This is a genomic window from Streptomyces sp. NPDC038135 (assembly GCF_055601245.1).
Window position 1 is genome coordinate 517,064 of the sequence record NZ_JBVJXS010000004.1, and the last position, 26,321, is coordinate 543,384.

Genomic DNA, 26,321 nt, shown 5'->3' on the forward strand with positions numbered 1-26,321 from the left:
TCAGCTCGTTCTCGCGGTGCGGCGCTGGACCAGGACGGCGGCGACGATGATCGCGCCCTTGGCGATCTGCTGGACGTCGCTCTGGAGGTTGTTCAGGGCGAAGATGTTGGTGATGGTGGTGAAGATCAGGACGCCGAGCACGGAGCCGGTGATGGTGCCGCGGCCGCCGCTGAGCAGGGTGCCGCCGATGATCGCGGCGGCGATGGCGTCGAGTTCGTAGAGGTTGCCGTTGGTGTTCTGGCCGGAGCCGGAGAGCACGATCAGCAGGAAGGCGGCGATGCCGCAGCACAGCCCGGACAGCAGGTACAGGTACAGGCGCTGGCGGCGGACGTCGATGCCGGCGAGCCGGGCGGCCTCGGCGTTGCCGCCGACGGCGACGGTGCGGCGCCCGAAGGTGGTGCGGTTCAGCAGCAGCCACCCGGCGAGCGTCACGAGCGCGAAGACCAGCACGAGGGGCGGGACGCCCAGGACGTAGGAGTCGCGCTCGCCGAGCTTCAGGACGCCGTCGACGGTGACGATCTGGGTGCGGCCGTCGGTGATCTGCAGCGCGAGGCCGCGCGCCGAGGCGAGCATGGCGAGGGTGGCGATGAAGGGGACCATGCCGCCGTAGGCGACCAGCAGCCCGTTGACCAGTCCGCAGCCGAGGCCGACGACCAGCGCGGTGAAGAGGATGCCGGCGAAGCCGTACTCCTGGGTGGCGACGGTGGTGGCCCACACGGAGGCGAGGGCGACGATCGCGCCGACGGAGAGGTCGATGCCGCCGGCGGTGATGACGAAGGTCATGCCGACGGTGACCACGCCGATCACCGAGGCCTGGGTGAGGACGAGTTGCAGGTTGCGGGTGTCCAGGAACTCGTCGGGCCTGGTGACGCCGCCGATGACGACGAGGGCGGCGAGCACGCCGAGCAGGGACAGGGTGCGGACGTCGGCGCGGGCCGGCAGGCCGCGCCAGACGGGGAGCCGGCCGGCCGACGGCGGCTTGCCGGCGGCGTCCCGGGGCGGGGAGACGGGCTGCGTCATGACGCCGGGCTTCCTTCCATGACGAGGTCGAGGACTCGGTGTTCGTCGAGTTCCTGGGCGGGAGCCGTGTGCACGACCCGGCCCTCGCGGAGCACCAGGACGCGGTCGGCGAGGCCGAGGACCTCCGGCACCTCGCTGGAGACGAGGAGCACGGCGAGGCCTTCGTCGGCCAGCCGGCGGACCACGGCGTACAGTTCGGCGCGGGCGCCCACGTCGACGCCGCGGGTGGGTTCGTCCAGCAGCAGCACCCGGCAGCCGCGCAGCAGCCAGCGGGCGAGGACCGCCTTCTGCTGGTTGCCGCCGGACAGAGTGCGCACCGGCACGTCGGGGTTGTCGGGCCGCAGCGACAGCTCGCGGGTGGCGGCGTGCGCGGCGCCCCGCTCGGCTCCCCGGTCGACCCAGCCGGCCCGGGAGAAGCGGGAGAGGGTGGAGACGGACACGTTGCGGGTGACGGACTCCAGCATCAGCAGGGCCTGCGCCTTGCGTTCCTCGGGGGCGAGCCCGAGGCCGGCCCGTACCGCGGCGCGCACGCTGCCGGTCCGCAACGGCCGCCCTTCGACGAGGACTTGGCCCGCGCTGGGTCTGCGCGCCCCGTAGACGGTCTCCAGGATCTCGGAGCGTCCGGATCCCACGAGCCCGGCCAGGCCGACGATCTCGCCGGGCCGTACGTCGAGGTCGAACGGCGCGAACTCGCCGTCCCGGGCCAGCCCGCGGATCCGCAGCACGGGTTCGGCGGCGGGTGGCGCCGCGGGCCGGGCGGGGAACACGTACTCGACGTCGCGTCCGGTCATCAGGGCGACGACGTCCCTGGTCGGGGTGGTCCGGGCGGGCAGACCGCGGGCGACGGCGCGGCCGTCCTTGAGGACGGTGACCCGGTCGCCGATGCGCCGGATCTCCTCCAGCCGGTGCGAGATGTAGACGACCGCGACACCTTCGGCGGTGAGGTTCCCCACGATCCGGAAGAGGTTGTCCACCTCGTCGGGGTCGAGCGCGGCGGACGGTTCGTCCATCACGATGAGGCGCACGTCGTGGGAGAGCGCCCGGGCCATGGAGACGATCTGCTGCTGGGCCGCCGACAGGTCGCCGACCAGCCGGCCCGGGTCGATCTCGGGATGCCCGAGCCGTTTCAGCAGCAGGCCCGTCGCCGTGCGGGCGGTCCTTCCGCGTACGACGAAGCCGGCGGTGGTGGGCTCGTGGCCGAGGTGGACGTTCTCGGCCACCGACATGTGCTCCACCAGGTCGAGTTCCTGGTAGATGGTGGCGATGCCGAGGCGCATGGCCGCGATCGGCGAGCGCAGGGTGACGGGTTCGCCGTGCCAGTGGATGGTGCCGCCGTCCGGCTGGTGGGCGCCGGCCAGCACCTTGATGAGGGTGGACTTCCCTGCGCCGTTCTGGCCGAGGAGGCAGTGCACTTCGCCCGCCTGGACGTCGAGGTCGACGCCGTCGAGGGCGCGGACGCCGGGGAACGACTTGGTGATGCCGGTCATGCTGAGCAGCGGTGCTTCTGGTGCCATCGGATTCCCCTCGGCGGACGGGCGGGCCGGTGTCAGGGCGTGCCGCGCCTGCTGCCGGGCACGGTGCCGGGCAGACGTCGTTCGGGCAGGGCTGAGCGCTGTCGGAGTGGGTGTGGGTGCGGACGGCGGGGCGGAGCGGGCCGGGGCAGGTCCGGCCGCCGTCACTGCCGGGCGGTGACGCGGTGCGGGGCGCTCGGGGTGGAGCGTGCTCGGGTTTCGGAGGTGCGGCGGGCGGGGCGGGCTCGGGGGTGCGGGCGGTGGCGCTGTCTACACGAGTCAGTGCGGGCGGTGTGGGCGGCTCGGACGGGTGGGCGGTCGCTCGTTACGCGGGTGAGAACAGGTGGTCGCTGATCAGCCGGGCCGCGCCGGTCACGCCGGCGGTCGGTCCCAGTTCCCCCAGGACGATGGGCAGGTTGCCGGTCGCCAGGGGCAGCGACTGGCGGTACACCTGGGTGCGGATCGCGGCGAGCAGGGTGTGGCCGAGGCCGGTCACCCCGCCGCCGATCACCACCAGGCCCGGGTTGAAGAAGGAGACGAGGCCGGCGATGACCTGGCCGACGTGGGTGCCGCCCTCGCGGATCAGGTCGAGCGCGGTGGCGTCGCCCGCCGCGGCCGCGGCGGCCACGTCGACGGCGGACAGCGTGCCGTTCGCCGCCAGCCGGGCCGCGAGTTCGGCGGACAGCCCCTGGCCGGCCGCCTGTACCGCGTCCCGGGCCAGCGCGGCGCCGCTGAAGTGGGCCTCCAGGCAGCCCCGGTTGCCGCAGGCGCAGGGACGGCCGTCGGGCACGGCCTGGATGTGGCCGATGTCGCCCGCGCTGCCGGTGGTGCCGCGGTGCACATGACCGCCGACGACGATGCCGCATCCGATGCCGGTACCGATCTTGACGCAGAGGAAGTCGGCGACGGTGCGGGCGACCCCGGCGTGCTGCTCGCCCATGGCCATGAGGTTCACGTCGTTGTCGACCATGACCGGGCAGCCGAGTTCCTGGCTGAGCGCCTCCCGCACCGGGAAGCCGTCCCAGCCGGGCATGATCGGCGGCGCGACCGGGACACCCTCGGGGAACCGGACCGGTCCGGGGACGCCGATACCGGCGCCGTCGAACCCCTCGGCGAGCCCGGTGGCCCTCAACTTCCCTGCCATGTCCAGGACTTGCTCGAACACCGCGACGGGGCCCTCACGGACGTCCATCGGCTGGTTGAGATGTCCGAGGATCTCCAGTTCGGCGTTGGTGACGGCGACGTCGACCGAGGTCGCGCCGATGTCGACGCCGAGGAACCTGAGTCCCGGGTTCAGCCGGACGTTGTGGGAGCGGCGGCCGCCGCGCGAGGCGGCGAGTCCGTCGGCCACCACGAGGCCGGTCTCCAGCAGCCGGTCCACCTCCACCGCCAGCTTGGACCGGGACAGGTCGACCTGGTCGCCGAGCTGGGCGCGGGAGTTGGGGCCGCCGTCACGCAGCAGCTTCAGCAGGCGGGCCTGGTGCGTGTTCGCCGGTCGTGCCGTCATGCGTCTCACGTGCCCCTCCCCGCCAGATTCGGCCACCAGTGGCTGGCTTTCACAGGGAAAGTAGCAGTGGCCGCCGATGCTGGGAAGAAGCTGTGCACGGATTCCCCGTACTTTTTCCTCTCCCAGGACAAAGAGGTCCCGGATCCGGACCGCGGGGCCTCGGCCGGGCTGTCGGACCGGTGTACGACCCCGGGCACGGGACACTGGGGGAGAGCGGCCGGCGAGCGGTGCAGGGAGGCGAGCGTGGTGATCGCCGTCAATCCGACGGACAGCGCCTCGCTGCTCGCTGCCTTCGGGGCGCTGGGCGTCCTGGCGGTGATCTTCGCCGAGTCGGGCCTGCTCGTCGTCGGGTTCTTCCTGCCCGGCGACACGCTGCTGTTCCCCGCCGGGGTGCTGTGCGCGGCGGGCGACGGCCGGGGGCCGCGGCTGCAGTTGTGGCAGGTGATGCTGTGCGCGGCCGTCGGGTCCGTGGTGGGCGGCCAGGTGGGCTATCTGCTCGGGCGGCACGGCGGGCGGCCCCTGCTGGAGCGGTCGTCGAGCCGGCGGGTGAAGGAGGGCACGGCACGGGCGGAGCAGCTCCTGGCCCGGTACGGGTACGGCAAGGCGCTGGTGATCGGCCGTTTCGTGCCGATGCTGCGCACCGTGCTGCATCCGGCGGCCGGCGCGCTGGGGGTGCCGGTGCGGGCGTTCACGTTCTGGCAGGCGGTGGGCGGGCTGCTGTGGTCCCAGAGTTTCGTGCTCGCCGGGTACCTGCTGGGTTCGTCGGTCTCCCACGTCGACGACTACCTGCTGCCGCTGGTCGCCGTCATCGTCGCGGTCTCGCTGCTGCCGCTGCTGGCGGAGGCCCGCAGGACGCGTCGCGAACGGCGGGAGCGGGACCGCGGGCGCGACGGCTGAGCGCCGGCGAAGACCCGCGGCCCAGCCCGCGGGCGGGGCCGCGATCGCCCACCGGGAGTCACCCCGATGATGCGGCGATCGTGGCCGGTGCGCTCAGCGTGCGCCGTGGACGGCGCTGCCGGGTGCGACCGCGCGGCCGGTCTGCGGGGAGATCATCCCCGCGCACAGACCGCGGGAGGCCAGCACCTGTGCGATGCGCGGGACGGCGGCGAGCGTGTTGGCCGGCCACTCGTGCATCAGGATGATCTGGCCGGCCGTGAGCCGGGACACCGCCTGCACGATGGCGTCGGTGCTCGCGCCGTTCCAGTCCTGCGAGTCGACGTCCCAGACGACCTGCCGCAGGCCGTACTTGGCCTCGACGGCCTGCAGCGTGCCGTTGGTCTCGCCGTACGGCGGCCGGAACAGCCGCGGGGTGCCGCCGCCGGCGCTCGCGATCGCCTGCTGGGTGCGGAAGATCTCCGAGTCCATCTGCGCCTGGCCGAGCCGGGTCATGTGCGGATGGGTGTAGCTGTGGTTGCCGATCCACATGCCGGCGGCGGCCTGGGCCCGCACCTGGGCCGGATGGGCGGCGGCGTACTGGCCCTCGTTGAACATGGTGGCCCTGAGCCCGTTCTGCCGCAGGGCGGCCAGCAGGGCCGGGGTGTGGGCGTCGGAGGGGCCGTCGTCGAAGGTGAGTCCGACGTATCCGGCGCAGCCGGCGGGGCGCGGGGCGGTGGCGCCCGTGGCGGTCGCGGTGCTCGCCACGGCCTTGTCGGTGCCGGCCCGGCTTGACGTGATCACGGTGTCCGCGTGCGCGGTGCCGGGCAGGAGGAGCGCCGCCACGGCCACCAGCACCATGGCGCAGGCACTCCCGACGAGCGTCGTGAGGCGATCGCCCCCGCGGCCGTCCAGATCGGTCGTGCGCATGTCAATGCAGCCTCCTCAGGTCTCCCGCCGACGTCGACGAGTGTTGGATCGGACGCATGGCCTGTCAACGGTTTCGGTAGATGTTTCGAAACATTCGCCTCCACCCTTTCAGCGAGTCGGGTGACTTGGCACAGCTCAGACCGCTTATGCGTTGCGTCCACCGGCATGGGCTCTCGCGCTGCGCCGCGCCGTGATCGATTGGTCGTCGGCCGGTCTCGAAAGTTTCGTCCCGCCTCCGGTGTTCGGCCGTCGCCTGACCGGCCCAACGTGGCTCCGCCGGAGGGGCGAGGTCCGGTGAGGGGTGTTTCCGTGGTGGAAGAGATGAGCCGGTGCATCTGTGACGAGGAGGCGGTATGCCGGAGTCGGGCGGCGTTGGCGGCGTGGCGGATGTCGTCCTGACGGTCGGCGACACGCCGGACGGCGGTTCCGGCGGCGCCTTCGCGCGGGTGAGCGGCGTGGCGGACGCCGTCCTGTACGAGGGCTACCTGCTCTACCCGTACCGCCGCTCCTCGGCCAAGAACCGGGTCCGGTGGCAGTTCGGGGTGCTGCTGCCCCGGGACTGGGTGGAGGCGGACGGCCCGGTCGTGCCGGGCGTCTCCGGCTCCGCCGACTCCTGGTACCAGCGCACCGAGTGCCTGGTGCGGGCGCGGCGGCCCGGCGCGGTCGTCCGGGTGCGTCTGCGGTACCTGCGGATGCAGCACAAGCAGGTGCGGGCGGCCGGCCCGGACGGCCGCGACCTCCCGGTCGAGTCGCTGCGGACGGAGGACGGGCGCGACCATCTCACCTTCGACGAGGCGGTGCCGCACGAGGTCGACCTCGCGTGGCCGCTGGCGGATCTGCTGCGCGGCGAGTGCGGCGCCGATGCCGGCGCGCCGGCGGGCGAGGAGACCGAGGTGCTGCCCGGCGGCGCCGGGCGGGTGGTGCGACGGCGCGAGGAGATCCGGGCCCGCACCGCGGTGGTGGCCGAGCGGCTCACCGAGGACGTGTACCGGCTGCGCGTGCGCACCGAGAACACCGGGCGGGCGCCGGACGTCCGGGCCGTGCGCGGCGAGGCGCTGCGGCACGCGCTGCTCGCCGCGCACACCCTGATCGGCGGCGAGGACCTGGAGTTCGTGTCGCTCGTCGACCCGCCGGCCGGTCTCGAGGACCAGGCGCGCGGCTGCGTCAACGAGTTCACGTACCCCGTGCTGGGCGGCGCGCCCGAGGACACGGGCCCCACCGGGCAGGTCGTGCTGTCCTGTCCGATCATCCTGCCGGACCGTCCGCAGGTGGCCCCGGAGAGTCCGGGCGATCTGCACGACGCCGCGGAGATCGACGAGATCCTCACGCTGCGCACGATGCTGCTGACCGACGAGGAGAAGGCCGAGGCCCGGGCCACCGACCCGCGTGCCGCCCGCATCCTGGACCGGGTCGACACCATGCCCCCCGAGGTCTTCGCCCGGCTGCACGGCGCCATCCGCTCGCTCACCCCGGCGCGGCCCGCCCCGGCCGGCGCCCCCGCCGCCCGGCCCGCCTGGTGGCAGGAGGGCGCCGACGACGGGCTGTCCCCGGCCACCGACACGATCGTGGTCGACGGTGTCGACGTCGGCGGCGGCAGCCCGGTGCGGCTGCGGCCGCGCGGCCGGGGCGCCGACGCCCAGGACATGTTCCTGGCCGGCCGGACCGCGCGGGTGGCGGCGGTCTTCCACGACGTGGACGGCAGCACGCACCTGGCGGTGACCGTGGACGACGATCCCGCGGCCGAACTCCACGGCTGGTACGGCCGCTTCCACTACTTCCGGCCCGACGAGGTCGAGCCCCTCGACTCCGTGGAGCCGGTCGCCCCACCCGGCCGCGGTCCCCGCGGCACCGACGCCCGGCCGGCAGGCCGGAGGAGGGACGGCTCGATGGACGGCGCGACGGACGCCTCCGAGACGCCGGCACAAGGAGCCGGCCGACTCCCCGACCGACTGCAGCAAAGGCCGACGACATGAGCACCCAGAGCGGTACCACCGAAGTCAGCCGCGAGCCCAGCCGGGCCGAGGCGCGCGAGGGAATCGACGAGATCCACATCCTCTGGATCTCGGAGGGGATGAGCTGCGACGGCGACACCGTCTCCCTGACGGCCGCCGACCAGCCCTCCATCGAGGACGTCGTCCTCGGTCTCATCCCGGGCCTGCCCAAGGTCAACCTGGTCAACAAGGTGCTCTCGCCCAGCCTCGGCGGCGAGGACTTCCTGGCGCCCTACCGGGCGGCGGCCCGCGGTGAGCTGGCCCCGTTCATCCTGGTGATCGAGGGCTCGATCCCGAACCAGAACATCATCGACGGCGACGGCTACTGGACGTCGTTCGGCAACGACCCCGTGACCGGCGAGCCGCAGACCCTGAACTGGTGGATCGACCAACTGGCGCCCAAGGCCTGGGCGGTGGTGGCCGCCGGCACCTGCGCGACCTACGGCGGCATCCACGCCATGGCCGGCAACCCGACCGGCTGCATGGGCCTCGCGGACTACCTGGGCTGGGACTTCACGTCGCAGGCCGGTCTGCCGGTGGTCAACGTCCCGGGCTGCCCCATCCAGCCGGAGAACTTCATGGAGACCCTGATCTGGGTGCTCCAGCACGCGGCCGGTTCCGCTCCCCCGCCCCCACTGGACCACATGCTGCGTCCGCAGTGGCTGTTCGGCAAGACCGTGCACGAGGGCTGCGACCGGGGCTCGTACTACGAGCAGGCCGACTTCGGGCTCGACTACAACTCCCCCAAGTGCCTGGTGAAGACGGGCTGCTGGGGTCCGGTGGTCAACTGCAACGTGCCCAAGCGCGGCTGGATGGCGGGGATCGGCGGCTGCCCCAACGTCGGCGGCATCTGCATCGGGTGCACGATGCCCGGCTTCCCCGACGCCTTCATGCCGTTCATGGACGAGCCGCCCGGCGGCACGCTGTCGTCCATGGTCATCAAGCCCTACGGGGCGGTCATCCGCCGGCTGCGCGGCCTGACCAACGACATGGTGAACCACGAGCCCAGGTGGCGTCACAACAAGCGCAAGCTGACCAGCGGCTACGACCCGCGCTACCGCCCGTGACCAGGCTCCGCACCGCGCCCGTCCCGCAACCCCCCACCGAACCGCCGATCCCGAACAGCGAGGGGCAGTACCGCAGATGACGACCACCGAGTCACGGCAGACACAGCGCAAACCCGCCCAGATCGTGGACATGTCCTGGGACCCGATCACCCGGATCATCGGCAACCTGGGCATCTACACGAAGATCGACTTCGCGAACCGGGAAGTCGTGGAATGCCACAGCACCTCGTCGCTGTTCCGCGGCTACTCGGTGTTCATGAAGGGCAAGGACCCGCGTGACGCGGGCTTCATCACCTCGCGCATCTGCGGCATCTGCGGCGACAACCACACCACGTGCTCCAACTACGCCCAGCAGATGGCGTACGGCGTGAAGCCGCCGAAACTGGCCGAGCACATCACCAACCTCGGCGAGGCCGCCGAGTACATGTTCGACCACACGATCTTCCAGGACAACCTGGTGTTCGTGGACTTCTGCGAGGCGATGGTCAAGGCCACCAACCCCGGGGTGCTGGCCCGCGCCCAGCGGACCGACGCGCCCCGCGGCGACATCCACGGCTACCGCACCATCGCCGACATCATGAAGGCCTTCAACCCCTTCGAGGGCGAGGTCTACAAGGAGGCGCTGAAGGTCAGCCGGGTCACCCGGGAGATGTTCTGCCTGATGGAGGGGCGCCATGTGCACCCCTCCACGCTGTACCCGGGCGGCGTCGGCACGATGCCGCAGCCGAACACCTTCACCGACTACCTCAGCCGGCTGATGCACGTCATCGACTTCGTGAAGAAGGCGGTGGCGATGAACGACGACGTCTTCGACTTCTTCTACGAGGCGCTGCCCGGCTACGAGGAGGTCGGCAAGCGCCGCATCCTGCTCGGCTGCTGGGGCGCCTGGCAGAACCCGGACGTCGTCGACTACCGGTACGAGAACATGGACCGGTGGGGCAAGGCGATGTACGTCACCCCCGGCATCGTCGTGGACGGCAAGCTCGTCACCAACAACCTGGTCGACATCAACCTCGGCCTGCGCATCATGCTGGGCAGCTCCTTCTACGAGGACTGGGTCAACGAGCAGCCGTTCGTCACCCACGACCCGCTCGGCAACCCCGTCGACATGCGCCACCCGTGGAACCAGACCACCGTCCCCGTGCCGCAGAAACGGGACTTCGACGGCAACTACAGCTGGGTGATGAGCCCGCGCTGGCACCACCGGGACACCGGCGAGCACCTCGCCCTGGACACCGGCGGCGGCCCCCTGGCACGCCTGTGGTCGACCGCGCTGAGCGGTCTCGTCGACACGCCCTACGTCAAGGCCACCGGCAGCAGCGTGCGGATCTCGCTGCCCAAGGGCGAGTCGCTGCCGGAGACCACCCTGGAGTGGCACATCCCGAAGTGGAGCAACACCATCGAACGGGACCGCGCCCGGCCGTACTTCGTGGCCTACGCCGCCGCCATGGCCCTGCAGTTCCTGGAGGAGGCCATGGGCATGCTGCGCAACGGCGACACCAAGGTCTTCGAGAACTTCGAGGTGCCGGACGACGCGATCGGCTGCGGCTTCCACGAGGCGGTCCGCGGCGTCCTCTCGCACCACCTGGTGATCCGCGACAAGAAGATCGCCAACTACCACCCCTACCCGCCGACCCCGTGGAACGCCAGCCCACGCGACATCTACGGCACTCCGGGGCCGTACGAGGACGCCGTGCAGGGCCAGCCGATCTTCGAGGAGAACGGGCCGGACGACTTCAAGGGCGTCGACATCATGCGCACCGTGCGCAGCTTCGACCCCTGTCTGCCGTGCGGCGTCCACATGTACATGGGCAAGGGCAAGACCCTGACCACCGTGCACTCCCCGACGTACGGGGCCAGTCATGCCTGAGGCCGCCGTCCGGCTCCCGGACCCGGCGGTGGAGGCGCGGCTGGCCCGGCTCGACGAGGTGCTGGCGGGGCTGGAGTCCGCGCCGGGCCCGGCCGCCCGCGAGGCGCTGGAGTCGGTGCGGCTGCTGACCGAGGTGTACGGCGAGGCGCTGGCCCGGGTCGTGGACGTCGCGGACGAGCGGCTGGGCGAACTGCTGGCCGCGGACGAGCTGCTGGGGCACCTGCTGGTGCTGCACTCCGTGCACCCCGAGCCGGTCGAGCGCCGGGCCGCCCGCGCGGTCGAGAAGCTGCGCCCCGCGGTGCGCGAGCGCGGCGGTGACCTGGAGTGGGCCGGCATCGAGGGTCAGGTGGCCCGGGTGCGGGTGAGTAGCGGCGGCGGATGCGGCTCCGGGTGCGGCGGCGGGTCCGCCGACGTCACCGAGGTCGTGCGGGCGGCGGTGCTGGCCGCCGCCCCGGAGCTGACGGCCGTGGAACCGGTCGCCGAGGAGCGGCGGGCCGCCCCCGCGTTCGTGCCGCTCGACTCGATCAGGCGCCGGCCCGCGGCACAGGAGGCGCGGTGAGCGCCGAGGGAGCGCTGGCCCGTGTCATCCGCTCGGCCGCGGGCCGGGCGGCGGCCGAGGCCGAGGTGTGCGAGCTGTGCGCCGCCCCGGTGGCCGAGGCGCACCCGCACCTGTACGACACCGCGGACGCGGACGTGCGGTGCGTGTGCGGCCCCTGCTCGGTGCTGTTCGCCGGGGACGGGGCGGGCGAGGGCCGCTACCGGCTGGTGCCGCGGCGCCGGCTGCGGCTGCCGCCGGTCGACACCGCGGTGCTGGGCGTGCCGGTGGGCCTGGTGTTCTTCGTGCCGCGCTCCGACGGCACGGTCACCGCGCAGGGCCCGAGCCCGGCCGGCGCCATGCGCTGGGAGGTGGACGCGGCGGCCTGGCGGCGGCTGGCCGCCGCCTGCGCGCCGCTCGCCGGGATGGAACCGGACGTCGAGGCGCTGCTGGTGAACACGGCGCGCGGTTCCGAGCAACACTGGATCGTGCCGGTCGACGACTGCTTCCGGATGGTCGCCCTGGTCCGCCGGGAGTGGCGGGGCCTGTCCGGTGGCGGCCGGGTCTGGCCGGCCGTGGAACGGTTCTTCGCGGAGCTCACCGAGCGGCGCTGAGGACCTGGAAGGAGAGACACGATGGGCAGCATCCGAGTGGGCCGCGCCCAGGCGAAGCCCGACACACCCAGCCATGTGCCCGGCCTGCACCAGGGCAACATCGGCCCGCGCGACCGACAGACCGGATTCCACGAGGACGGCACCTCCGACGCCCGCCGCTCCACCGGGATCCACTGGAAGCGGCATGACGCCCTGATCGACGCCATGCCGAACATCTCCCCGGGATGAGAGGGCGGAAAGTGACGAAGCGCTGTGGAACGGCAAGGACGACGACGAGGTCGGTGACGACCGGACGGCAGGTGCTGCTCGCGCAGGCCGCCCTGGTGGGCGGCGTGCTCGCGGCCCTGTTCCTGAAGGAGCTGCCCGGCCTGCTGCGGGAGGTGCGGATCTACCGGATGACCGGTGGGCTCCGCGCGCACCGCCGGTATCCCTGAGTCCGCCGCATGCACGAGCTGTCGATCGCGACCGCGATCGTGGAGCGGGCGGAGGAGATCGCCCGGGCGGACGGCGCCGACGACGTGTCGGCGGTGACCGTCCGGGTCGGGGAGCTGGCCGGTGTGGTGCCGGACGCGCTGCGGTTCGCCTTCGAGGTGGCCCGGGACGGTACGGCGCTGGCCGGGGCCCGGCTCGTCGTCGAACAGGTGACGGCTCAGGCCTGGTGCGGCGGGTGCGCCGAGGAGTTCGCGGTGGGCATGCCGCCGTTCTTCTGGTGCCCGCGCTGCGACCGTCCCTCGCAGGAGCTGCGCAGCGGACGGGAGTTGGAGATCACGGAGGTCGAAGCGGTGCCGGCCCCGCGCTGAGCGCGGGGCCGTTCCCGTTCCGGGGCCGCCTCAGCAGATACGCGGCAACTGCTCGCCCAGCGGCAGATCGAGCACCCGGGTGCCGCCGAGTCCGGTGGCGACGACGACCATGCCGGGGTGCTCCTCGACGCAGGAGCCGATGACGGTCGCCCCGGCGCCGTGCGGGTGGGCGCGCATCGCCTCGAGCACCTCCTCGGCCCGGTCCTGGGGCACGAAGGCGACGAGCCGCCCCTCGTTGGCGACGTAGAGCGGGTCGAGACCGAGGAACCCGCAGGCGTTCGCGACCTCCTCGGGCACCGGCAGGGCGCGCTCGTGCAGCCGGACGCCGGCGCCGGAGGCGCGGGCGATCTCGTTGAGCGAGGCGCCGAGCCCGCCCCGGGTGGGGTCGCGCAGCACGTGCACGTCCTTGGTCACCGCGAGCATGTCCGCCACCAGGCCGGCCAGCGGCGCGGTGTCGGAGGCGATCTCCACGCCGAACTCCAGGCCCTCCCGCACGCTCATGATCGCCACGCCGTGCAGCCCGATCGGCCCGCTGACGATGACGGCGTCACCCGGCCGGGCGCGCTGCGGGCGGATGTCGACGCCCTCGGGGACGAGGCCGACGCCGGCGGTGGTGACGTAGACGCCGTCGCCGTGCCCGGACTCCACCACCTTGGTGTCGCCGGTGGCGACGGTGACCCCGGCCGCCTCGGCCGCCGAGCCGATGGCGCGGGCGATCCGTCCGACGACGGACAGCTCCACGCCCTCCTCAAGGACGAAGGCCGTGGAGAGGTAGGCCGGCCGGGCGCCGCTCATCGCCAGGTCGTTGACGGTGCCGTTGACGGCGAGGTCGCCGAGGCAGCCGCCGGGGAAGAACAGCGGCCGTACGACGTAGGAGTCGGTGGAGAAGGCGAGCCGGGCGCCGCCCAGGTCGAACACGGCGGAGTCGGCCATCGTGGCGAGCGTGGGGTTGCCGTAGGCGGGGGCGAAGACCTGGTCGATCAGCTCGGCGGACAGCGCGCCGCCCCCGCCGTGGCCCATGACCACGACCGGCTGGTCGCGCAGGGGGGCGGGGCAGGTCCAGTTCGCCGGGTCGACGGGCGCTTCGGCGGTGTCCGCGGGCGCCTTCGCGGGGTGGGGGGCCTTTTCGGTGGCGAGGTCAGCCAACGGGGTTCATCTCCTCCTGCGGAATGCGGGCTCCCCGGGGTGCCGGGCCTCCGCTCATCCGGCGGTACAGGTAATAGGCCGCGCAGGCGCCCTCGCTGGAGACCATGGTGGCGCCGAGCGGGGTGCGCGGGGTGCAGGCCTTGCCGAACGCCTCGCACTCGGTCGGCTTGATCAGGCCCTGCAGGACCTCGCCGGCGCGGCACACCGCGGGTTCCTCGGTGCGGATGTCCGTGACGTCGAAGCGGTGCTCGGCGTCGTAGTCGCGGAAGTCGTCGGCGAGCCGCCAGCCGCTGGCCGGGATGCGGCCGATGCCGCGCCAGTTGCGGTCGGCGACCTCGAACACCTCCTCGATCATCCGCCGGGCAGCCGGGTTCCCCTGGTCGCGCACGGCCCGGGCGTAGGCGTTGTCGACCCGGTGCTCGCCGCGTTCGAGCTGGTGGACGGCGCGGCGGATGCCCTCGAGGATGTCGAGCGGTTCGAACCCGGTGACGACGATCGGCACCCGGTGCCGTTCGGCCAGGTCCGGGTACTCGGCGGTGCCCATCACGCTGCACACGTGTCCGGCGGCGAGGAAGCCCTGCACCCGGCACTCGGGGGCGGTCATGATGGCCTCGATCGCCGGGGGGACCCTGACGTGGGAGACCAGCAGGCTGAAGTTGTCCAGGCCCAGCCGGCGGGCCTGGTGGACGGCCATGGCGTTGGCGGGGGCGGTGGTCTCGAAGCCGATGGCGAAGAACACGACCTGCCGGCCGGGGTTCCTGCGGGCGAGTTCCAGGGCGTCGAGCGGTGAGTACACCACCCGTACGTCACCGCCCTCGCTCTTGACCCGGAACAGGTCGCGGTCGGTGCCGGGCACCCGCAGCATGTCGCCGAAGGAGCAGAAGACGACCTCGGGGCGGGCGGCGATCGCCAGCGCCTTGTCGATGACGTCGAGCGGTGTGACGCAGACCGGGCAGCCGGGCCCGTGGATCAACTCCACCTGCTCCGGCAGGAGCTGGTCGATGCCGTGCCGGATGATGGAGTGCGTCTGGCCGCCGCACACCTCCATCAGCGCCCAGGGGCGGGTGGCCGTGGCGCGGATCTCGTCCAGCAGGCGGCGGGCCAGGTCCGGGTCGTTGAACTCGTCGATGTACTTCACTTGGCCTCACTCCCGCTTCCCTGCCGGGCCGCCTGCTCCCAGGCGTCGCCGAACTCCTCCTCCAGCAGCCCCAGTTGCTCGAAGAGCTCCAGCGAGGCCCGGGCGGACTCCTCGTCCAGGCGCTGCAGGGCGAAGCCGACGTGGACGATGACGTACTCCCCCACCCGCACATCGGGCAGGTACTCGAGGCACGCCTGCTTCTGCACTCCGCCGAAGTCGATCAGCCCGGTGAGCGGGTCGGCGCGATGGTCGATGGACACGACCTTGCCGGGCACGGCCAGACACATGGGTCACTCCGTCTCGTGGTGGTTTGCGGTTCCCGCGACCATGAGCTGGCCGAGCGCCAGCCCGCCGTCGTTGGGCGGCACCTCGTGGTGCCGCAGGACGGTGAAGCCGTCCGCGTCCAGCAGGGCGGCGCACTCCTCCTCCAGCAGTCCGTTGGCGAAGACGCCGCCGGTGAGGGCCACCGCGGCCGGGCCGGCGGACCGGCGGGCCCGCCGGCAGACCTCGGCGACGGCCCGCGCGACCCCGCGGTGGAAGCGGGCCGCGAGCACCGGCGCGGGCGTGCCGCGCCGCCGGTCGGCGAGCAGCGCCTCCAGCAGGGGTGCGGGCTCCATCCGGTGGCCGGCGCCGAAGCGGAAGGGGTAGGCCCCGGAGTCCGCCCCCCAGGCCTCGGCCGCCGCCGCCTCCAGTTCCAGTGCGGCCTGCGCCTCGTATCCCGTGCGGTGGCAGACCCCGGCCAGTGAGGACACGGCGTCGAACAGGCGGCCCATGCTGGAGGTGGGCACGCAGGCCACGTCGCGTTCCAACTGCTGCCGCAGTACGAAGAGTTCGGCGTCGGTGCAGGCGAGGAGGCTCGGCAGGTCCGGTTCCCACGGCAGCCCGGCGGCCCACAGCCGGGCCAGCGCCAGCCGGCAGGGGTTGGCCACGCCCGCGTCGCCGCCGGGCAGCGGGGCCGTGGCCAGGTGGGAGAAGCGGCGGTAGCCGGAGTAGTCGGCGAGCAGCACCTCGCCGCCCCACACGGTGCCGTCGTCGCCGTACCCGGTGCCGTCGAAGGCGACGCCGATCACCGGTGTGGTGCCGTCCAGGCCGTGTTCGGCCATCGCGGCGGCGATGTGGGCGTGGTGGTGCTGGACCAGCACGGGCGCCGGCAGGCCGCGCTCACCGGCCAGGCGCCTGGCCCAGCCGGCCGAGTGGTAGCGGGGGTGCCGGTCGGCAGCGATCAGCCCGGCGGTGACGCCGGCGAGGCGGGTGACATGGCCCTCGGCCCGCGCGGCGGCGTCCAGGGCGGTGAGGTCGCCCATGTCGCCGATGTGCGGCCCGAACCAGGCCTGGTCGCCGTCGCCGAGGCACAGGGCGTTCTTCAGGTCCCCGCCGACCGCGAGCACCGGGCGGACCGGGACCGGCAGGCGCAAGGGGCGGGGAACGTAGCCGCGGGAGCGGCGCAGCACCTGCTCGGTGCCGTCGGGGCGGACCCGCAGCAGGGAGTCGTCGCACGGGGAGGCGATGGGCCGGTCGTGGGCGAGCCAGGCGTCGGCGAGGCCGGCGAGGCGGTCCAGTGCTTCGGTGTCGTCGGTGACGATGGGCTCGCCGGACCGGTTGCCGCTGGTCATGACCAGGACGCGCGGTCCGGGGGGATCGCCGGGCAGGCCCAGGAGCAGGGTGTGCAGGGGGGTGTAGGGCAGCATGACGCCCACGTACGGGCTGCCCGGGCAGACCTGGTCGGCGAGCCGGGGTCCCGCCGTGACCGGGCGGCGGCGGAGCAGGACGACGGGGCAGCGGGCGCCGGCGAGGGCGGCGCGCTCGGCCGGGGCGAGGACCGCGATGTCCTGCGCGGTGCCGAGGTCGGCGCACATCACGGCGAAGGCCTTGCCGCCGCGCTCCTTGCGCTCGCGCAGGGTGGCGACCGCCCGTTCGTCGGTGGCGTCGCAGGCCAGGTGGTAGCCGCCGACGCCCTTGACGGCGACGATCCGGCCGGCGGCCAGCAGCGCCCGTGCCGTGGCCAGGGCGCCGGCGCCCCGGGCCGGGCGGACGCCGGTGCCGGCTGCCGGGACCAGGGTGAGCCGCGGGCCGCAGTCGGGGCAGGCGACGGGCTGGGCGTGGAAGCGCCGGTCGGTGGGATCGCCGTACTCGCGGGCGCAAGGGGGACACAGCGGGAAGCCGGCCATGGTCGTGGCCGCGCGGTCGTAGGGCATCGCGGTGGCGATGGTGAAGCGGGGGCCGCAGTGGGTGCAGGTGATGAACGGGTGGCGGTGCCTGCGGTCGGCGGGGTCGGCCAGTTCGCGCAGGCAGTCCGGGCAGGTCGCGGTGTCGGGCGGGAGCTGGGTGCGGCCGGTGGACTCTCCGGTGCGGCGGATGGCGAAGGGCTCGGCGGCTCCGGTGGCGGGGACGTCCTCGCGGCCGACGCCGGTCACCACGGCCAGCGGGGGCGGCTCCTTCACCAGCCGGTCGTGGAAGAGGGCCACGTCCTCCGCCCGGCCCTCGACCTCGATGAGCACGCCGCTCGCGGTGTTGCCGACGAAGCCGGCCAGGCCCAGTTCGGCGGCCAGGCGGTGCACGTACGGCCGGAAGCCGACGCCCTGCACGGTGCCGTACACGGTGATCCGGCGGCGCACCCGGCCGGTGACGGGCGCGGTCACGCGACGGGGGCGGAGGCCGGGTGGTGGTGCCCGTGGGGGTGCGGGGCGAGCGGCGGCCGGTGCGGCGGGGCCGCGCGGCGGGCGGCGAGGGCGTGCTCCAGGAGGGTGTCGGCTCCCTCGGCGCTGCGGGCGCAGGTCCGTACGATCTCCACGCCCGGGTTGACGCGCTGGACGTTGGCCCGGAAGGCGGCCTCGTCGAAGCCGGCCGCCTCGGCCAGGTCGGTCTTGGTGATGACGACCAGGTGGGCGGAGCCGAAGGCGGTCGGGTACTTGAGCGGTTTGTCCTCGCCCTCGGTGACCGCCATCAGCGCGATCCGCAGGGTCTCGCCGAGGTCGTAGGAGGCCGGGCAGACCAGGTTGCCGACGTTCTCCACGAAGAGCACCGCGGTGTCCTCGGGCAGCCAGCCGTCGAGGTGCCCGCGTACCTGCCGGGCCTCCAGGTGGCACAGTCCGTCGGTCAGCAACTGCCGTACCGGCGCGCCCGAGCGGGCCAGCCGGACGGCGTCGTTCTCGGTGGCGAGGTCGGCGGTGAGCGCGGCGACGGGCACGCCCCGCTCCACCGCCCGCGCCAGGACCCGGCCGAGGAGTTCCGTCTTGCCGCTGCCGGGGCTGGACAGCAGGTTGACCAGCGTCACGCCCCTGCGGCCCAGGTCCTCGCGCAGGCTCGCGGCCAGGTCGTCGTTCTTCGCCAGGACGGCCTGCTTGACGTCGGACCGGCACATGGGCGCAGCTCCTCGCGGTCGTGGGACGGAAGGCCCCGGCCACGCCCTGTGCGGCCCGGGTCTCACCGATCTTCGGCCGCTCCGGCCGTGAGGCGGGGCAGCGCAGCCGTGTGCGGGGGCCCGGATTCCATCGGGCGGCCCAACGGCGGCGCGGGTGCGGCCGGGTCGGCCAGCAGGACCGGGACGAGGATGTGCAGCGCGTCGACGGCCCGGTCGACGGCCTCGCGCACCGGTGCGCTCAGTCCCGGCATGATGTCCTCGTCGCCGGAGGGCAGGACGGCGGGTTCGCAGGCGAGCACGAGGACGCGGGGCAGCGGCTCCTCGCCCAGGTGGGCGGCGAGGGCCAGTACCTTCTCCGGGTCCAGGCCGTGGGCCTCGGGCGCGACGGTCCCGTCGGGCGGTTCGGCCTCGAGCAGGGTGAGGGTGCCGGGCCGGTGTCCGCGCGGAGCGGCGTCGATCAGGACGGCGGTGGCGCAGCCGCCGAGCAGGGCGTAGGCGAGGTCCATGCCCCGGATGCCGTAGTCCCGCACGTCGGCCCCGGGCGGCAGCGGGCGCCGGCCGAGTGCGCTGATCACCTCGGGACCGAAGGCGTCGTCGCCGAGGAAGATGTTGCCGACGCCCGCCACGAGCAGCCGGCCGGGCGGGGCGCTCATCCGAGGTCTCCCGCCACCGGTGCCAGCGGCCGGACGGAACCGGCCGGCTTCTTGCGCACGAAGGCGGAGCGCAGGGCGTGGTACGGGGCCGCGGGGTCGTCGAAGACGGCGCGCATACGGGCGAGTTCGTCGCGCCGGTACTCCGCGAGCGGCCGCCGTGCCTCGTCCAGGCGGCGGGCCGTCTCCTTGGCGGCGATCCGCCCGGCGAGGTCCGGGGCGGCGGCGAGGTCCTCGGCCAGCCGCTGGACCCGGGCGCCGAACTCCCCCGGCGCGGCGGGCACCAGCCGGTCCACCAGTCCGATGCGGCCGGCCGCGGCCGCGCCGATGGGCAGTGCCTCGCCGGTCAGCCGGCGGGCGAGGCCGTCTCCGACCCGGCGCGGCAGGGTGTAGGTCCAGAACTCGGAGCCGTACAGGCCCATGCGCCGGTAGTGCGGGTTGAGGACCGCACCGGTGCGGCACCACACCTCGTCGGCGGCGAGGGCGAGCATGGCGCCGCCGGCGGCCGCGTTGCCGGGGAGCGCGGCCACCACGAGCCGGTCGGTGGTGCGCAGCACCGCCTCCACCAGGTCGTCCATGGCGTTGAGGTTGGTCCAGGACTCCTCGGCCGGGTCGGCGGCCGCCTCGATGACGTTCAGGTGGATGCCGTTGGAGAAGAAGTCCCGGTCCGAGCCGAGCACCAGCACGGGGGTGGGACGGTCGAGCGCGTACCGGTAGGCGGTGAGCAGCCGGCGGCACTGCTCGGTGCTCATCGCGCCGCCGGGGAAGGAGAAGGTAAGGAAGCCGGTGTCGCCGCGCCGGCGGTAGCGGATGTCGCTCCAGGTGCGCCGGTCCCGGGGCAGTTCCAGGGGGACGGTGTCCTCGGGCAGGCGGGGGGCGTCGGGGAGGGCGGCGAGTACGGAGGCGGCCGGGCGCCGGAAGGGCGCGGGGTCGCCGGAGTTCTTGCGCGGGCGCAGTTCCGGGATCCACACCGCGCCGTCGCGGGTGGCGCGGCAGACGGCGCCGTACCGGGTGGCGAGCAGTTCGCCGGGGCGGCCGCGGAGCCGGTCCTCGGGGTGCCCGCCGTGCAGGAACACCTCCCGGCCGAGGAGTTCGTCGAGAACGCCCGGCTGGGAGTCGGCGCCGCGCAGTTTGCGCAGCACGGCCTCGGTGCCGTCGTTCGCCCAGTCGATCCGGCGCCGGTCCTGCCGGAAGAAGTCGCGCCACACGATGTGCGGGGCGATGCCGGGGTCCCCGGTCTGCGGGCGGGGCTTGTACGAGGCGTCGGCGTACCGGCGCACGGCGAGCAGGACGGCGGCCACGGCGGCGTCGGAGGCCTCGTTGCGGTAGAGGTCGCTCTTGCCGACGGGCGGGACGGGGAAGGGTTCCGACGCCCAGATGTCGCCCGCGTCCATGGCCGCCTCGGCCTGGAGGACGGTGACGCCCCAGTGGGGGGCCTGTCCGGCGATGGCCCAGTCCAGTGCGGACGGGCCGCGGTCACCGGGCGGTCCGGGGTGGACGATCAGGCAGGTGTGGTCGCGCCAGACGTCCTCGGGCAGCGCCGACTTCAGCATGGGCGCGAGGATCAGGTCGGGGCGCAGCTCGCGGACGGCGGCCCGGACCGGTTCGGCGCCCTGCGTGGCGAGCACGGCGTCCACCCGGTGGCCCAGGTCCGACAGCTCGGCGTACACCCGTTGGGAGAGGCTGTTGAACGCGCTTGCGACGAGCAGAATGTCCATGACGCGGCATGTTCGCCCTTTCACGGAGTGCCGTGAAGAACCGGTGCGGCGTTTCGTCAGGCTCGGTCGCATACCTTCCGCCAACCGGCCCGTACGGTGCGCTTTCTGAACGTTCGGCGTCGGTTGGTGTTCGCCGGGAGCGGCGGGCGGCCGGCGGCGGGGGTCCGGGCGGCCGTCAGGCGGCGAGCGCCGGTCCGGCCGCGAGGCGGTCCAGGAGCTGCTCGTGGTGGAGCGCGGCCACGGGGGCGAGCAGGTCGGGGTGGCGCAGCAGGGCGGCGGCGCTGCGGTCGCCGTCGTCGGGGGCCAGCAGGCGCCGGAACTCCTCCGGCGGGGCGGCGGTGTGCTCCGGGCCGGCGAGCGCGTCGACGGCCGGCCCGGCCAGCCCGGGATCGGTCAGCAGGCTCGCGGCCCAGCTGGCCACGACCTCGTCGACCCAGGTGCGCCAGGCCCACTCCTCGGCCGTGCCGTCGCCGCCCGAGTCCGCGCCGGTCACCCAGTCCAGGCGTACCGCGCCACCGGGGCCCGCCAGGGTGACCAGGGCCGCGTCGATGTCGGTCGGGTAGCGCAGCCGGGCGGCGACCGTCACGGCCTGCCGGGCCTGGGCCTCGCAGCGGGCCGTGGCCAGCGCGCCGCCGCACGCCGGGTAGGCGCCCGTCAGCCAGCGGGCCGTCGCGGCGATGAGGGGAGAGAGGTCTGTGAGCACTGCCGGGCCGTCCGAGACGCGTAGGGAACAGGGGCTCCACGCCACGGTAGCCCCGGGCTCCGCCGCCTCGGGGTTGCTGGGAAGTTCGTCATATGTGGCTTCGGCCACGTCACGACGGAGGACACGTGTGGCGCGGGGCGGCCAGGGAACTCGGGGCGGGCCCACCGCCGGGCAGGGCACGCACCGGGAGGCTCCATGACGGACGACGCACAGTACGACGACCAGGGCGAGGACCCCCTGGGGGGTTACGCCGCTCTCGCCGCGGTGTTCGTCACGGGGGTGGGCACGTACGCGATGGTGGCCCGGCGCCGGGGCGTGACGCTGCCGCGCGAGCTGCCGCCGTGGGACGTCGCCCTGCTGGGCACGGCGACGTACAAGGTGTCCCGGCTGCTGACCCGGGACAGGATCACGAGTTTCCTGCGCGCCCCGTTCACGCGCCGGGCCGAGGAGGGCAAGGCCGGCGAGGTCGTGGACGAGCCCCGGGGCACCGGGATGCGCAGGGCGGTGGGCGACCTGCTGGCGTGCCCGTTCTGCACCTCGGCCTGGGTGGCGACGGCACTGATGTGCTCCTACGCCGCCTCGCCGCGGCTGACCCGGCTGGTCGGCGGGAGTTTCGGCGCGCTGACGGTGGCGGACTGGCTGCAGTACGCGTGGACGTGGACCCAGCGGACGGCCGAGGGCTGAGCCGGCCGCCGGGCCGGTCCGCCGGGCCGCCGGCCACGAGGAAGGAACCGGCCCCATGCATCACGACGAGATGATCGGAAAGGTGCGGACGCTGGCCGCTCTGCCCGACAGCGGCACGGCGGAGCGGGCGACGCGGGCGGTGGTGTGCACGCTGTCGGAGCGGCTGCCGTCCGGGCTGGCCCGCCATGTGGCCGCCCAGCTGCCGCCCGACCTGGCGGCCGCCATGCGCCGGGCGGCCGAAGAGGCCGGCGGCGACGCGGGGCACGCCGGTGAGCGCTTCGGCCTCGCGGCGTTCGCGGGACGGATCGCCGACCGGGCGGGCACGGACGAGGACACGGCCCTGCGGGAGGCCGCGGCCGTCCTGGAGGTGCTCGACGCGGCCCTCGCCCCGGAGCTGACCGAACGGATGGCCGGGGCGCTGCCCTCGGACATCCGGGAGCTGCTCCCGGTGGAACGCGCCGCGGGAGAGGGCTGGGAGTAGCGGGAGCGGGGGCGGCCGTCCGTCACCGCTGGTGCGGCACCCGCACCCAGGGGCGCCGGAAGAAGGGCCGCCGCCGGGCGTGCCGTGCACCGGTACGGCGGGTGACCCAGCGGTCCTCGACCTGGTCGAGGCCGAAGAGCAGCAGGCTGAGGGCGGGAAGCAGCAGAAGCGCGACGAAGATCACCGGAGGAACTCCTCCCTGCGAGTACCGGGGACGAGTGCCCGCCCCCCGCCGCCCCAACGTCCACGGCGTGTGAAGGTCCTGTGGCGTCCCGGCGCGCCGGTGGAGACCGGCGGCGCGGGGCGGCCACGGGCGCGTTGTACCAGTACGGCGCCTCCCTGCCCGTAACGTTCTCGACGGTGACCGAAAGTCACACAATCGACACGATGAGCGCACGGGAGGCCGGGTGGGCGGTCCGGGACGGCGGGCGGGCCGGGGACGCCGGACGCGCGGGACGGTGCGGGGCGGCCGGCCCGCGCACACCGCACGGCTCCCGGCGGGCCCTCGCACCGGTGCCGACGCCGCGGTCGCGGCGCGGATCGTGCCGTGGCTGCGGATTACCGCGGCCTACGCCTGGCGGCTCATCCTGGTCGGGGCCGTGGTGTACGGCGTCTTCACCTTGCTCGGCCGCTTCCAGCTCATCGCCGTGGCGCTGTTCCTCGCCCTCATCATCACCTCGGTCCTGCGCCCGCTCGCCGATCTGCTCGGCCGCGTCCTGCCCCGGCCGGTGAGCGTCGCCGTCGCCCTGGCCGGCAGCCTGTTGCTGCTGCTCTCCCTGCTCGCGCTCGTGGGCAACGCGGTGGCCAGCGAGTCGGCCACGCTGGCCGGGGAGTTCCGCGGCGGGGTGCGCCGGATCGAGCTGTGGCTGCAGCGCCCGCCGCTCCGGCTCAGCCCGGGCCGGCTCTCCGCGCTGGAGAACCAGGTGACGAACTACCTCGACGCCCACCGGTCCCGGCTGCTCAGCAGCGCGGTGACCCAGCTCGGCAAGGTGGTGGAGCTGGTCACCGGCGGCGCCCTCGCGCTCTTCGCCTCCGTGTTCTTCATCCACTCCGGTGAGCGGCTGTGGGCCTGGGCGCGCGACCAGCTGCTGCCGAGCAAGGCGCGTGCGGCCTGGGACCGGGCGGGGAGCACGGCCTGGCGGACGTTCGCCGGGTACACCCGGGGGATCATCATCGTCGCGGCCACCAACGCCGTGCTGGTCGGCATCGCCCTGCTCGTGCTGCGGGTGCCGCTGGCGCTGCCCCTGACGCTGCTGGAGTTCTTCGCCGCGTTCGTGCCCCTGGTCGGCTCGCCGGTGGCGCTCGGGGTGGCCACCGTGGTGGCCCTGGCCGGGCGCGGACCGCTGACCGCCCTGGCCGTGCTGGCGCTCATCGTCGTCATCGGCCAGTTCGAGGGGCATGTGCTGCACCCGCTGGTGCTGAGCTGGGCGGTCCGGCTGCATCCGCTCGTCGTCGCCGTGTCCGTCATCGCGGGCAGCATCGTGGGGGGAGTGATCGGGGCGGTCGTGGCCGTCCCGTTCGTCTCGGTGGTCTGGGCGGTGCTGCGCGCGCTGCGCCCGGATCCGCCCTGAGCGCGGCGACCCCTGCATGGGCACCCGCTTCAGTGGCACTCGGTGCGTTGTGCGTGGAATGCGATTGATGTGGCAAGCGGTACGACGGGATGTGACGGAGGCGGTGGCGGCGGTGCGCCGGGCCGCCGCGGGGCCCGGCCGGGAGCGGGACCTGGTCGTCCAGGCGCTGAAGGCCGCGCTGGCCGCCTGGGTGGCCTGGGCGGTGGCGGGCTGGTGGCTGAAGGCGCCGGTGGCGTTCGTGGCGCCCTGGGTTGCGGTGGTCCTGGTGGAGTCGACCGTGTACCGGTCCATCGCGCACGGGCTGCAGCAGCTCGGCGCGATCGCGGCCGGCACGGTGGTCGCCACCGCGGTCGGGCTGCTGCTGAGCGACACGATGACCGCGATGGCGATCGTCCTGCCCGCGGCGCTGCTGCTGGGGTACTGGCGGCGCCTGGGCAGCCAGGGGATCTACGCCGCGACCGGCGCCCTGTTCGTCCTGACCGGCGGGTCCGTGTCGGTCGGCACCTCGGCGGCCCGGCTGGGCGAGGCCCTCTTCGGCGCCCTGGTCGGCATCACCGTCAACGCGCTGATCCGGCCGCCGGTGTACCTGCGCGACACCAGTGCGGTGCTGCGGGACGCCACCGACGAGGCCCACGACATCCTGCACGACGTGGCCGACGGGCTGGCCGAGGGCCGCTGGGACACCGAGGAGGCCGCCGGCCGGCACGAGCGCGCCCTGCGGCTGCGCTCCCGGGTGGAGCAGGCCCATGCCGCGGTGGACCTCGGCCGGGAGAGCCTGCGGGCCAACCCGCGCCGCCGCAACGGAGCGTCGGCGCCGCCCGGCAAGGGGTACGACGACGCCGTCCTGGTGCTGGACTACGCCGCCGTGCACACCGCGGGCGTGACCCGCACGGTACTGGAGGCCGCCGCCCAGGAGCGTCCGGCTCCCCGGCCGCACCCGGAACTCGCCCGGCGCTACGCGGCGTTCCTCCACCAGACGGCCCACGCCCTGCGGCTCTACAGCCACAGCCGGTTCGGCGACTCGAGCGAGGACGGACTGCGCGAGGCGGTGGCGGAACTGCGCGGCACGCTCCAGGAGCTGCGCCGGGACCTGGTCCGCTCGACGACGGACGACCCCGACGACATCGCCACCTACGGGGCGCTGCTCGCCCAGGCCCACCGGCTGGCGGACCGTCTGGTCGTCCCGTCCTGACGCCGGCCGTGCGGCGGGCGGAGCGCCGCCCGCCGGCGGGGGCGCGTCATCCCTTGGCGAACGCGACGACCTTGTCCACCGCCCCGTCGAACCGGTCGTGGTCGCCGACCGTCGGACCGGTGGAGGTGTACTGCCACATGGTGTACGCCGACCAGCCCGCGGGCAGCGTCCCCGCCGACGAGGCGTAACGCGCGATCCAGAGCGGGTTGTTCGCGCCGAAGCCGCTGTAGTTGCCGGTGCACTGGGTCCACCAGCTGGTGGCCGTGTAGATGACGGCGTGGCGGCCGGTGCGGGTCTTGTACCGGTTCAGGAAGTCGCGGATCCAGGTGACCATCCCGCTCTGCGACTTCCCGTAGCAGTCGTCGCCGTACGGGTTCCACTCGATGTCGAGCACGCCGGGCAGCGTCTTGCCGTCCTTGGACCAGCCGCCGCCGTGGTCGACGAAGTAGTCGGCCTGCTTGGTGCCGTTGGTGGTGTCGGGGGTCGCGAAGTGGTAGGCGCCGCGGATCATGCCGGCGTCACGGGACCCCGTGTACTGCTGCGTGAAGTAGGGGTTCGTGTAGTACGTCCCCTCCGAGGCCTTGGTGTAGGCCCAGCGGACGCCGCTGCTCCACAGCGTCGGCCAGGCGACGTTGCCCTGGTAGCTGGCGACGTCCACGCCTTCGGTCTGGGTCGCGCGGGGAACCGTCGGCGTGGCCTCGTCCGTGGGGCCGATGCCGTCGTGGGTCAGTACTCCGATGCCCATGTAGGCGCTGCCGCGCTCGGGCGTGGACCCGCCGGCCGGCAGGGGCACGGCCGCGGGCGTCGACAGGGACAGCAGGAGGCCGGTCAGGGCGCCGGTGACGGACCAGCGTGAGCGGCGGCGGGGAAGGGTTATAGGGCTTCGCACGGGATCCATCTGACCCGGGGTCGGCCCGCACCGCACTCCGGATACGGCCGTGCGGTGGTCGCTCCCGCCG

At 73.9% G+C, this 26,321-nt stretch carries 26 protein-coding genes and 1 pseudogene; 13 read left to right on the forward strand and 14 right to left on the reverse strand.

The window, feature by feature from the left end:
- The 3 genes from ACZ7JA_RS14005 to ACZ7JA_RS14015 form a co-directional block, all read right to left on the reverse strand.
- The gene (locus tag ACZ7JA_RS14005) at positions 1-1,020 is read right to left on the reverse strand and encodes an ABC transporter permease (RefSeq protein ID WP_351669777.1); all 1,020 of its coding nucleotides are present in this window, start codon (positions 1,018-1,020) and stop codon (positions 1-3) included.
- Complete coding sequence (locus tag ACZ7JA_RS14010; protein ID WP_470808203.1) at positions 1,017-2,534, reverse strand: sugar ABC transporter ATP-binding protein; 1,518 nt, start codon at positions 2,532-2,534, stop codon at positions 1,017-1,019. The genes ACZ7JA_RS14005 and ACZ7JA_RS14010 overlap by 4 nt, the downstream gene beginning before the upstream one ends.
- Before the next feature lie 322 nt (positions 2,535-2,856).
- The gene (locus ACZ7JA_RS14015) at positions 2,857-4,038 is read right to left on the reverse strand and encodes an ROK family transcriptional regulator (protein ID WP_351670022.1); all 1,182 of its coding nucleotides are present in this window, start codon (positions 4,036-4,038) and stop codon (positions 2,857-2,859) included.
- A gap of 246 nt (positions 4,039-4,284) precedes the next feature.
- On the opposite strand from ACZ7JA_RS14015, the gene ACZ7JA_RS14020 reads away from it, so the two are divergent.
- Positions 4,285-4,935 carry a DedA family protein gene (locus tag ACZ7JA_RS14020; RefSeq protein WP_470808546.1) on the forward strand — a complete coding sequence of 217 codons (651 nt, stop codon included), beginning with the start codon at positions 4,285-4,287 and terminating at the stop codon, positions 4,933-4,935.
- A gap of 120 nt (positions 4,936-5,055) precedes the next feature.
- Here ACZ7JA_RS14020 and ACZ7JA_RS14025 read toward each other — a convergent pair.
- A pseudogene (locus ACZ7JA_RS14025) lies at positions 5,056-5,742 on the reverse strand (polysaccharide deacetylase family protein); the annotation flags it as partial.
- A gap of 452 nt (positions 5,743-6,194) precedes the next feature.
- On the opposite strand from ACZ7JA_RS14025, the gene ACZ7JA_RS14030 reads away from it, so the two are divergent.
- From ACZ7JA_RS14030 to hypA, 8 genes are all read left to right on the forward strand, one after another.
- Complete coding sequence (locus ACZ7JA_RS14030; protein WP_470808210.1) at positions 6,195-7,814, forward strand: hypothetical protein; 1,620 nt, start codon at positions 6,195-6,197, stop codon at positions 7,812-7,814.
- Positions 7,811-8,899, forward strand: a complete 1,089-nt coding sequence (locus ACZ7JA_RS14035; protein ID WP_351669786.1) for an NADH-quinone oxidoreductase subunit B family protein — start codon at positions 7,811-7,813, stop codon at positions 8,897-8,899. The genes ACZ7JA_RS14030 and ACZ7JA_RS14035 overlap by 4 nt, the downstream gene beginning before the upstream one ends.
- 76 nt (positions 8,900-8,975) lie before the next feature.
- Positions 8,976-10,769, forward strand: coding sequence for a nickel-dependent hydrogenase large subunit (locus ACZ7JA_RS14040; protein ID WP_401133409.1), 1,794 nt, complete (start codon positions 8,976-8,978; stop codon positions 10,767-10,769).
- Complete coding sequence (locus ACZ7JA_RS14045; protein WP_389447672.1) at positions 10,762-11,328, forward strand: NifU family protein; 567 nt, start codon at positions 10,762-10,764, stop codon at positions 11,326-11,328. Before ACZ7JA_RS14040 ends, ACZ7JA_RS14045 begins: the two co-directional genes overlap by 8 nt.
- Positions 11,325-11,918: a DUF5947 family protein gene (locus tag ACZ7JA_RS14050; protein WP_389297522.1), complete on the forward strand. Its 594-nt coding sequence runs from the start codon at positions 11,325-11,327 to the stop codon at positions 11,916-11,918. Before ACZ7JA_RS14045 ends, ACZ7JA_RS14050 begins: the two co-directional genes overlap by 4 nt.
- Before the next feature lie 21 nt (positions 11,919-11,939).
- Complete coding sequence (locus ACZ7JA_RS14055) at positions 11,940-12,146, forward strand: hypothetical protein (RefSeq protein WP_351669798.1); 207 nt, start codon at positions 11,940-11,942, stop codon at positions 12,144-12,146.
- Between the two features lie 53 nt (positions 12,147-12,199).
- Positions 12,200-12,352: a hypothetical protein gene (locus ACZ7JA_RS14060; RefSeq protein WP_351669801.1), complete on the forward strand. Its 153-nt coding sequence runs from the start codon at positions 12,200-12,202 to the stop codon at positions 12,350-12,352.
- Between the two features lie 9 nt (positions 12,353-12,361).
- Entirely contained in the window at positions 12,362-12,718 is a 357-nt protein-coding gene (gene hypA / locus ACZ7JA_RS14065) for a hydrogenase maturation nickel metallochaperone HypA (protein ID WP_351669804.1), read from the forward strand.
- 30 nt (positions 12,719-12,748) lie between these two features.
- Here the strand turns inward: hypA and hypE are convergent, their stop codons facing one another.
- From hypE to ACZ7JA_RS14105, 8 genes are all read right to left on the reverse strand, one after another.
- The gene (hypE, locus tag ACZ7JA_RS14070; protein ID WP_389447675.1) at positions 12,749-13,864 is read right to left on the reverse strand and encodes a hydrogenase expression/formation protein HypE; all 1,116 of its coding nucleotides are present in this window, start codon (positions 13,862-13,864) and stop codon (positions 12,749-12,751) included.
- Entirely contained in the window at positions 13,857-15,002 is a 1,146-nt protein-coding gene (hypD, locus tag ACZ7JA_RS14075) for a hydrogenase formation protein HypD (protein ID WP_351669807.1), read from the reverse strand. Before hypD ends, hypE begins: the two co-directional genes overlap by 8 nt.
- Positions 14,999-15,289, reverse strand: coding sequence for a HypC/HybG/HupF family hydrogenase formation chaperone (locus tag ACZ7JA_RS14080; RefSeq protein ID WP_351669810.1), 291 nt, complete (start codon positions 15,287-15,289; stop codon positions 14,999-15,001). The genes hypD and ACZ7JA_RS14080 overlap by 4 nt, the downstream gene beginning before the upstream one ends.
- 3 nt (positions 15,290-15,292) lie before the next feature.
- A complete protein-coding gene (hypF, locus tag ACZ7JA_RS14085) occupies positions 15,293-17,641 on the reverse strand; it encodes a carbamoyltransferase HypF (RefSeq protein WP_470808225.1) in 2,349 nt (782 codons plus the stop codon).
- Positions 17,638-18,363: a hydrogenase nickel incorporation protein HypB gene (hypB, locus tag ACZ7JA_RS14090; RefSeq protein ID WP_351669816.1), complete on the reverse strand. Its 726-nt coding sequence runs from the start codon at positions 18,361-18,363 to the stop codon at positions 17,638-17,640. Before hypB ends, hypF begins: the two co-directional genes overlap by 4 nt.
- A 62-nt stretch (positions 18,364-18,425) precedes the next feature.
- Complete coding sequence (locus ACZ7JA_RS14095) at positions 18,426-19,016, reverse strand: hydrogenase maturation protease (protein WP_351669819.1); 591 nt, start codon at positions 19,014-19,016, stop codon at positions 18,426-18,428.
- A complete protein-coding gene (locus ACZ7JA_RS14100; protein ID WP_470808232.1) occupies positions 19,013-20,731 on the reverse strand; it encodes an enoyl-CoA hydratase-related protein in 1,719 nt (572 codons plus the stop codon). Before ACZ7JA_RS14100 ends, ACZ7JA_RS14095 begins: the two co-directional genes overlap by 4 nt.
- Before the next feature lie 175 nt (positions 20,732-20,906).
- The gene (locus tag ACZ7JA_RS14105) at positions 20,907-21,434 is read right to left on the reverse strand and encodes a hypothetical protein (RefSeq protein WP_389297513.1); all 528 of its coding nucleotides are present in this window, start codon (positions 21,432-21,434) and stop codon (positions 20,907-20,909) included.
- Positions 21,435-21,629: 195 nt separating this feature from the next.
- On the opposite strand from ACZ7JA_RS14105, the gene ACZ7JA_RS14110 reads away from it, so the two are divergent.
- Together ACZ7JA_RS14110 and ACZ7JA_RS14115 are read left to right on the forward strand one after the other, a co-directional pair.
- Complete coding sequence (locus tag ACZ7JA_RS14110) at positions 21,630-22,118, forward strand: DUF1360 domain-containing protein (RefSeq protein WP_389297511.1); 489 nt, start codon at positions 21,630-21,632, stop codon at positions 22,116-22,118.
- A gap of 55 nt (positions 22,119-22,173) precedes the next feature.
- Positions 22,174-22,599 carry a DUF2267 domain-containing protein gene (locus tag ACZ7JA_RS14115; RefSeq protein WP_351669831.1) on the forward strand — a complete coding sequence of 142 codons (426 nt, stop codon included), beginning with the start codon at positions 22,174-22,176 and terminating at the stop codon, positions 22,597-22,599.
- A gap of 22 nt (positions 22,600-22,621) precedes the next feature.
- On the opposite strand, the gene ACZ7JA_RS14120 is transcribed toward ACZ7JA_RS14115, so the two are convergent.
- Positions 22,622-22,783 carry a hypothetical protein gene (locus tag ACZ7JA_RS14120; protein ID WP_389447688.1) on the reverse strand — a complete coding sequence of 54 codons (162 nt, stop codon included), beginning with the start codon at positions 22,781-22,783 and terminating at the stop codon, positions 22,622-22,624.
- Positions 22,784-23,006: 223 nt separating this feature from the next.
- Here ACZ7JA_RS14120 and ACZ7JA_RS14125 point away from each other — a divergent pair, with 223 nt between their 5' ends.
- Together ACZ7JA_RS14125 and ACZ7JA_RS14130 are read left to right on the forward strand one after the other, a co-directional pair.
- Complete coding sequence (locus ACZ7JA_RS14125) at positions 23,007-24,170, forward strand: AI-2E family transporter (RefSeq protein ID WP_470808244.1); 1,164 nt, start codon at positions 23,007-23,009, stop codon at positions 24,168-24,170.
- A 67-nt stretch (positions 24,171-24,237) separates the two neighbouring features.
- Positions 24,238-25,362, forward strand: a complete 1,125-nt coding sequence (locus ACZ7JA_RS14130; RefSeq protein ID WP_470808246.1) for an FUSC family protein — start codon at positions 24,238-24,240, stop codon at positions 25,360-25,362.
- Between the two features lie 46 nt (positions 25,363-25,408).
- On the opposite strand, the gene ACZ7JA_RS14135 is transcribed toward ACZ7JA_RS14130, so the two are convergent.
- On the reverse strand, positions 25,409-26,260 hold the full coding sequence (locus tag ACZ7JA_RS14135) for a lysozyme (RefSeq protein WP_351669843.1): 852 nt from the start codon (positions 26,258-26,260) through the stop codon (positions 25,409-25,411).
- Positions 26,261-26,321 lie beyond the last annotated feature (61 nt).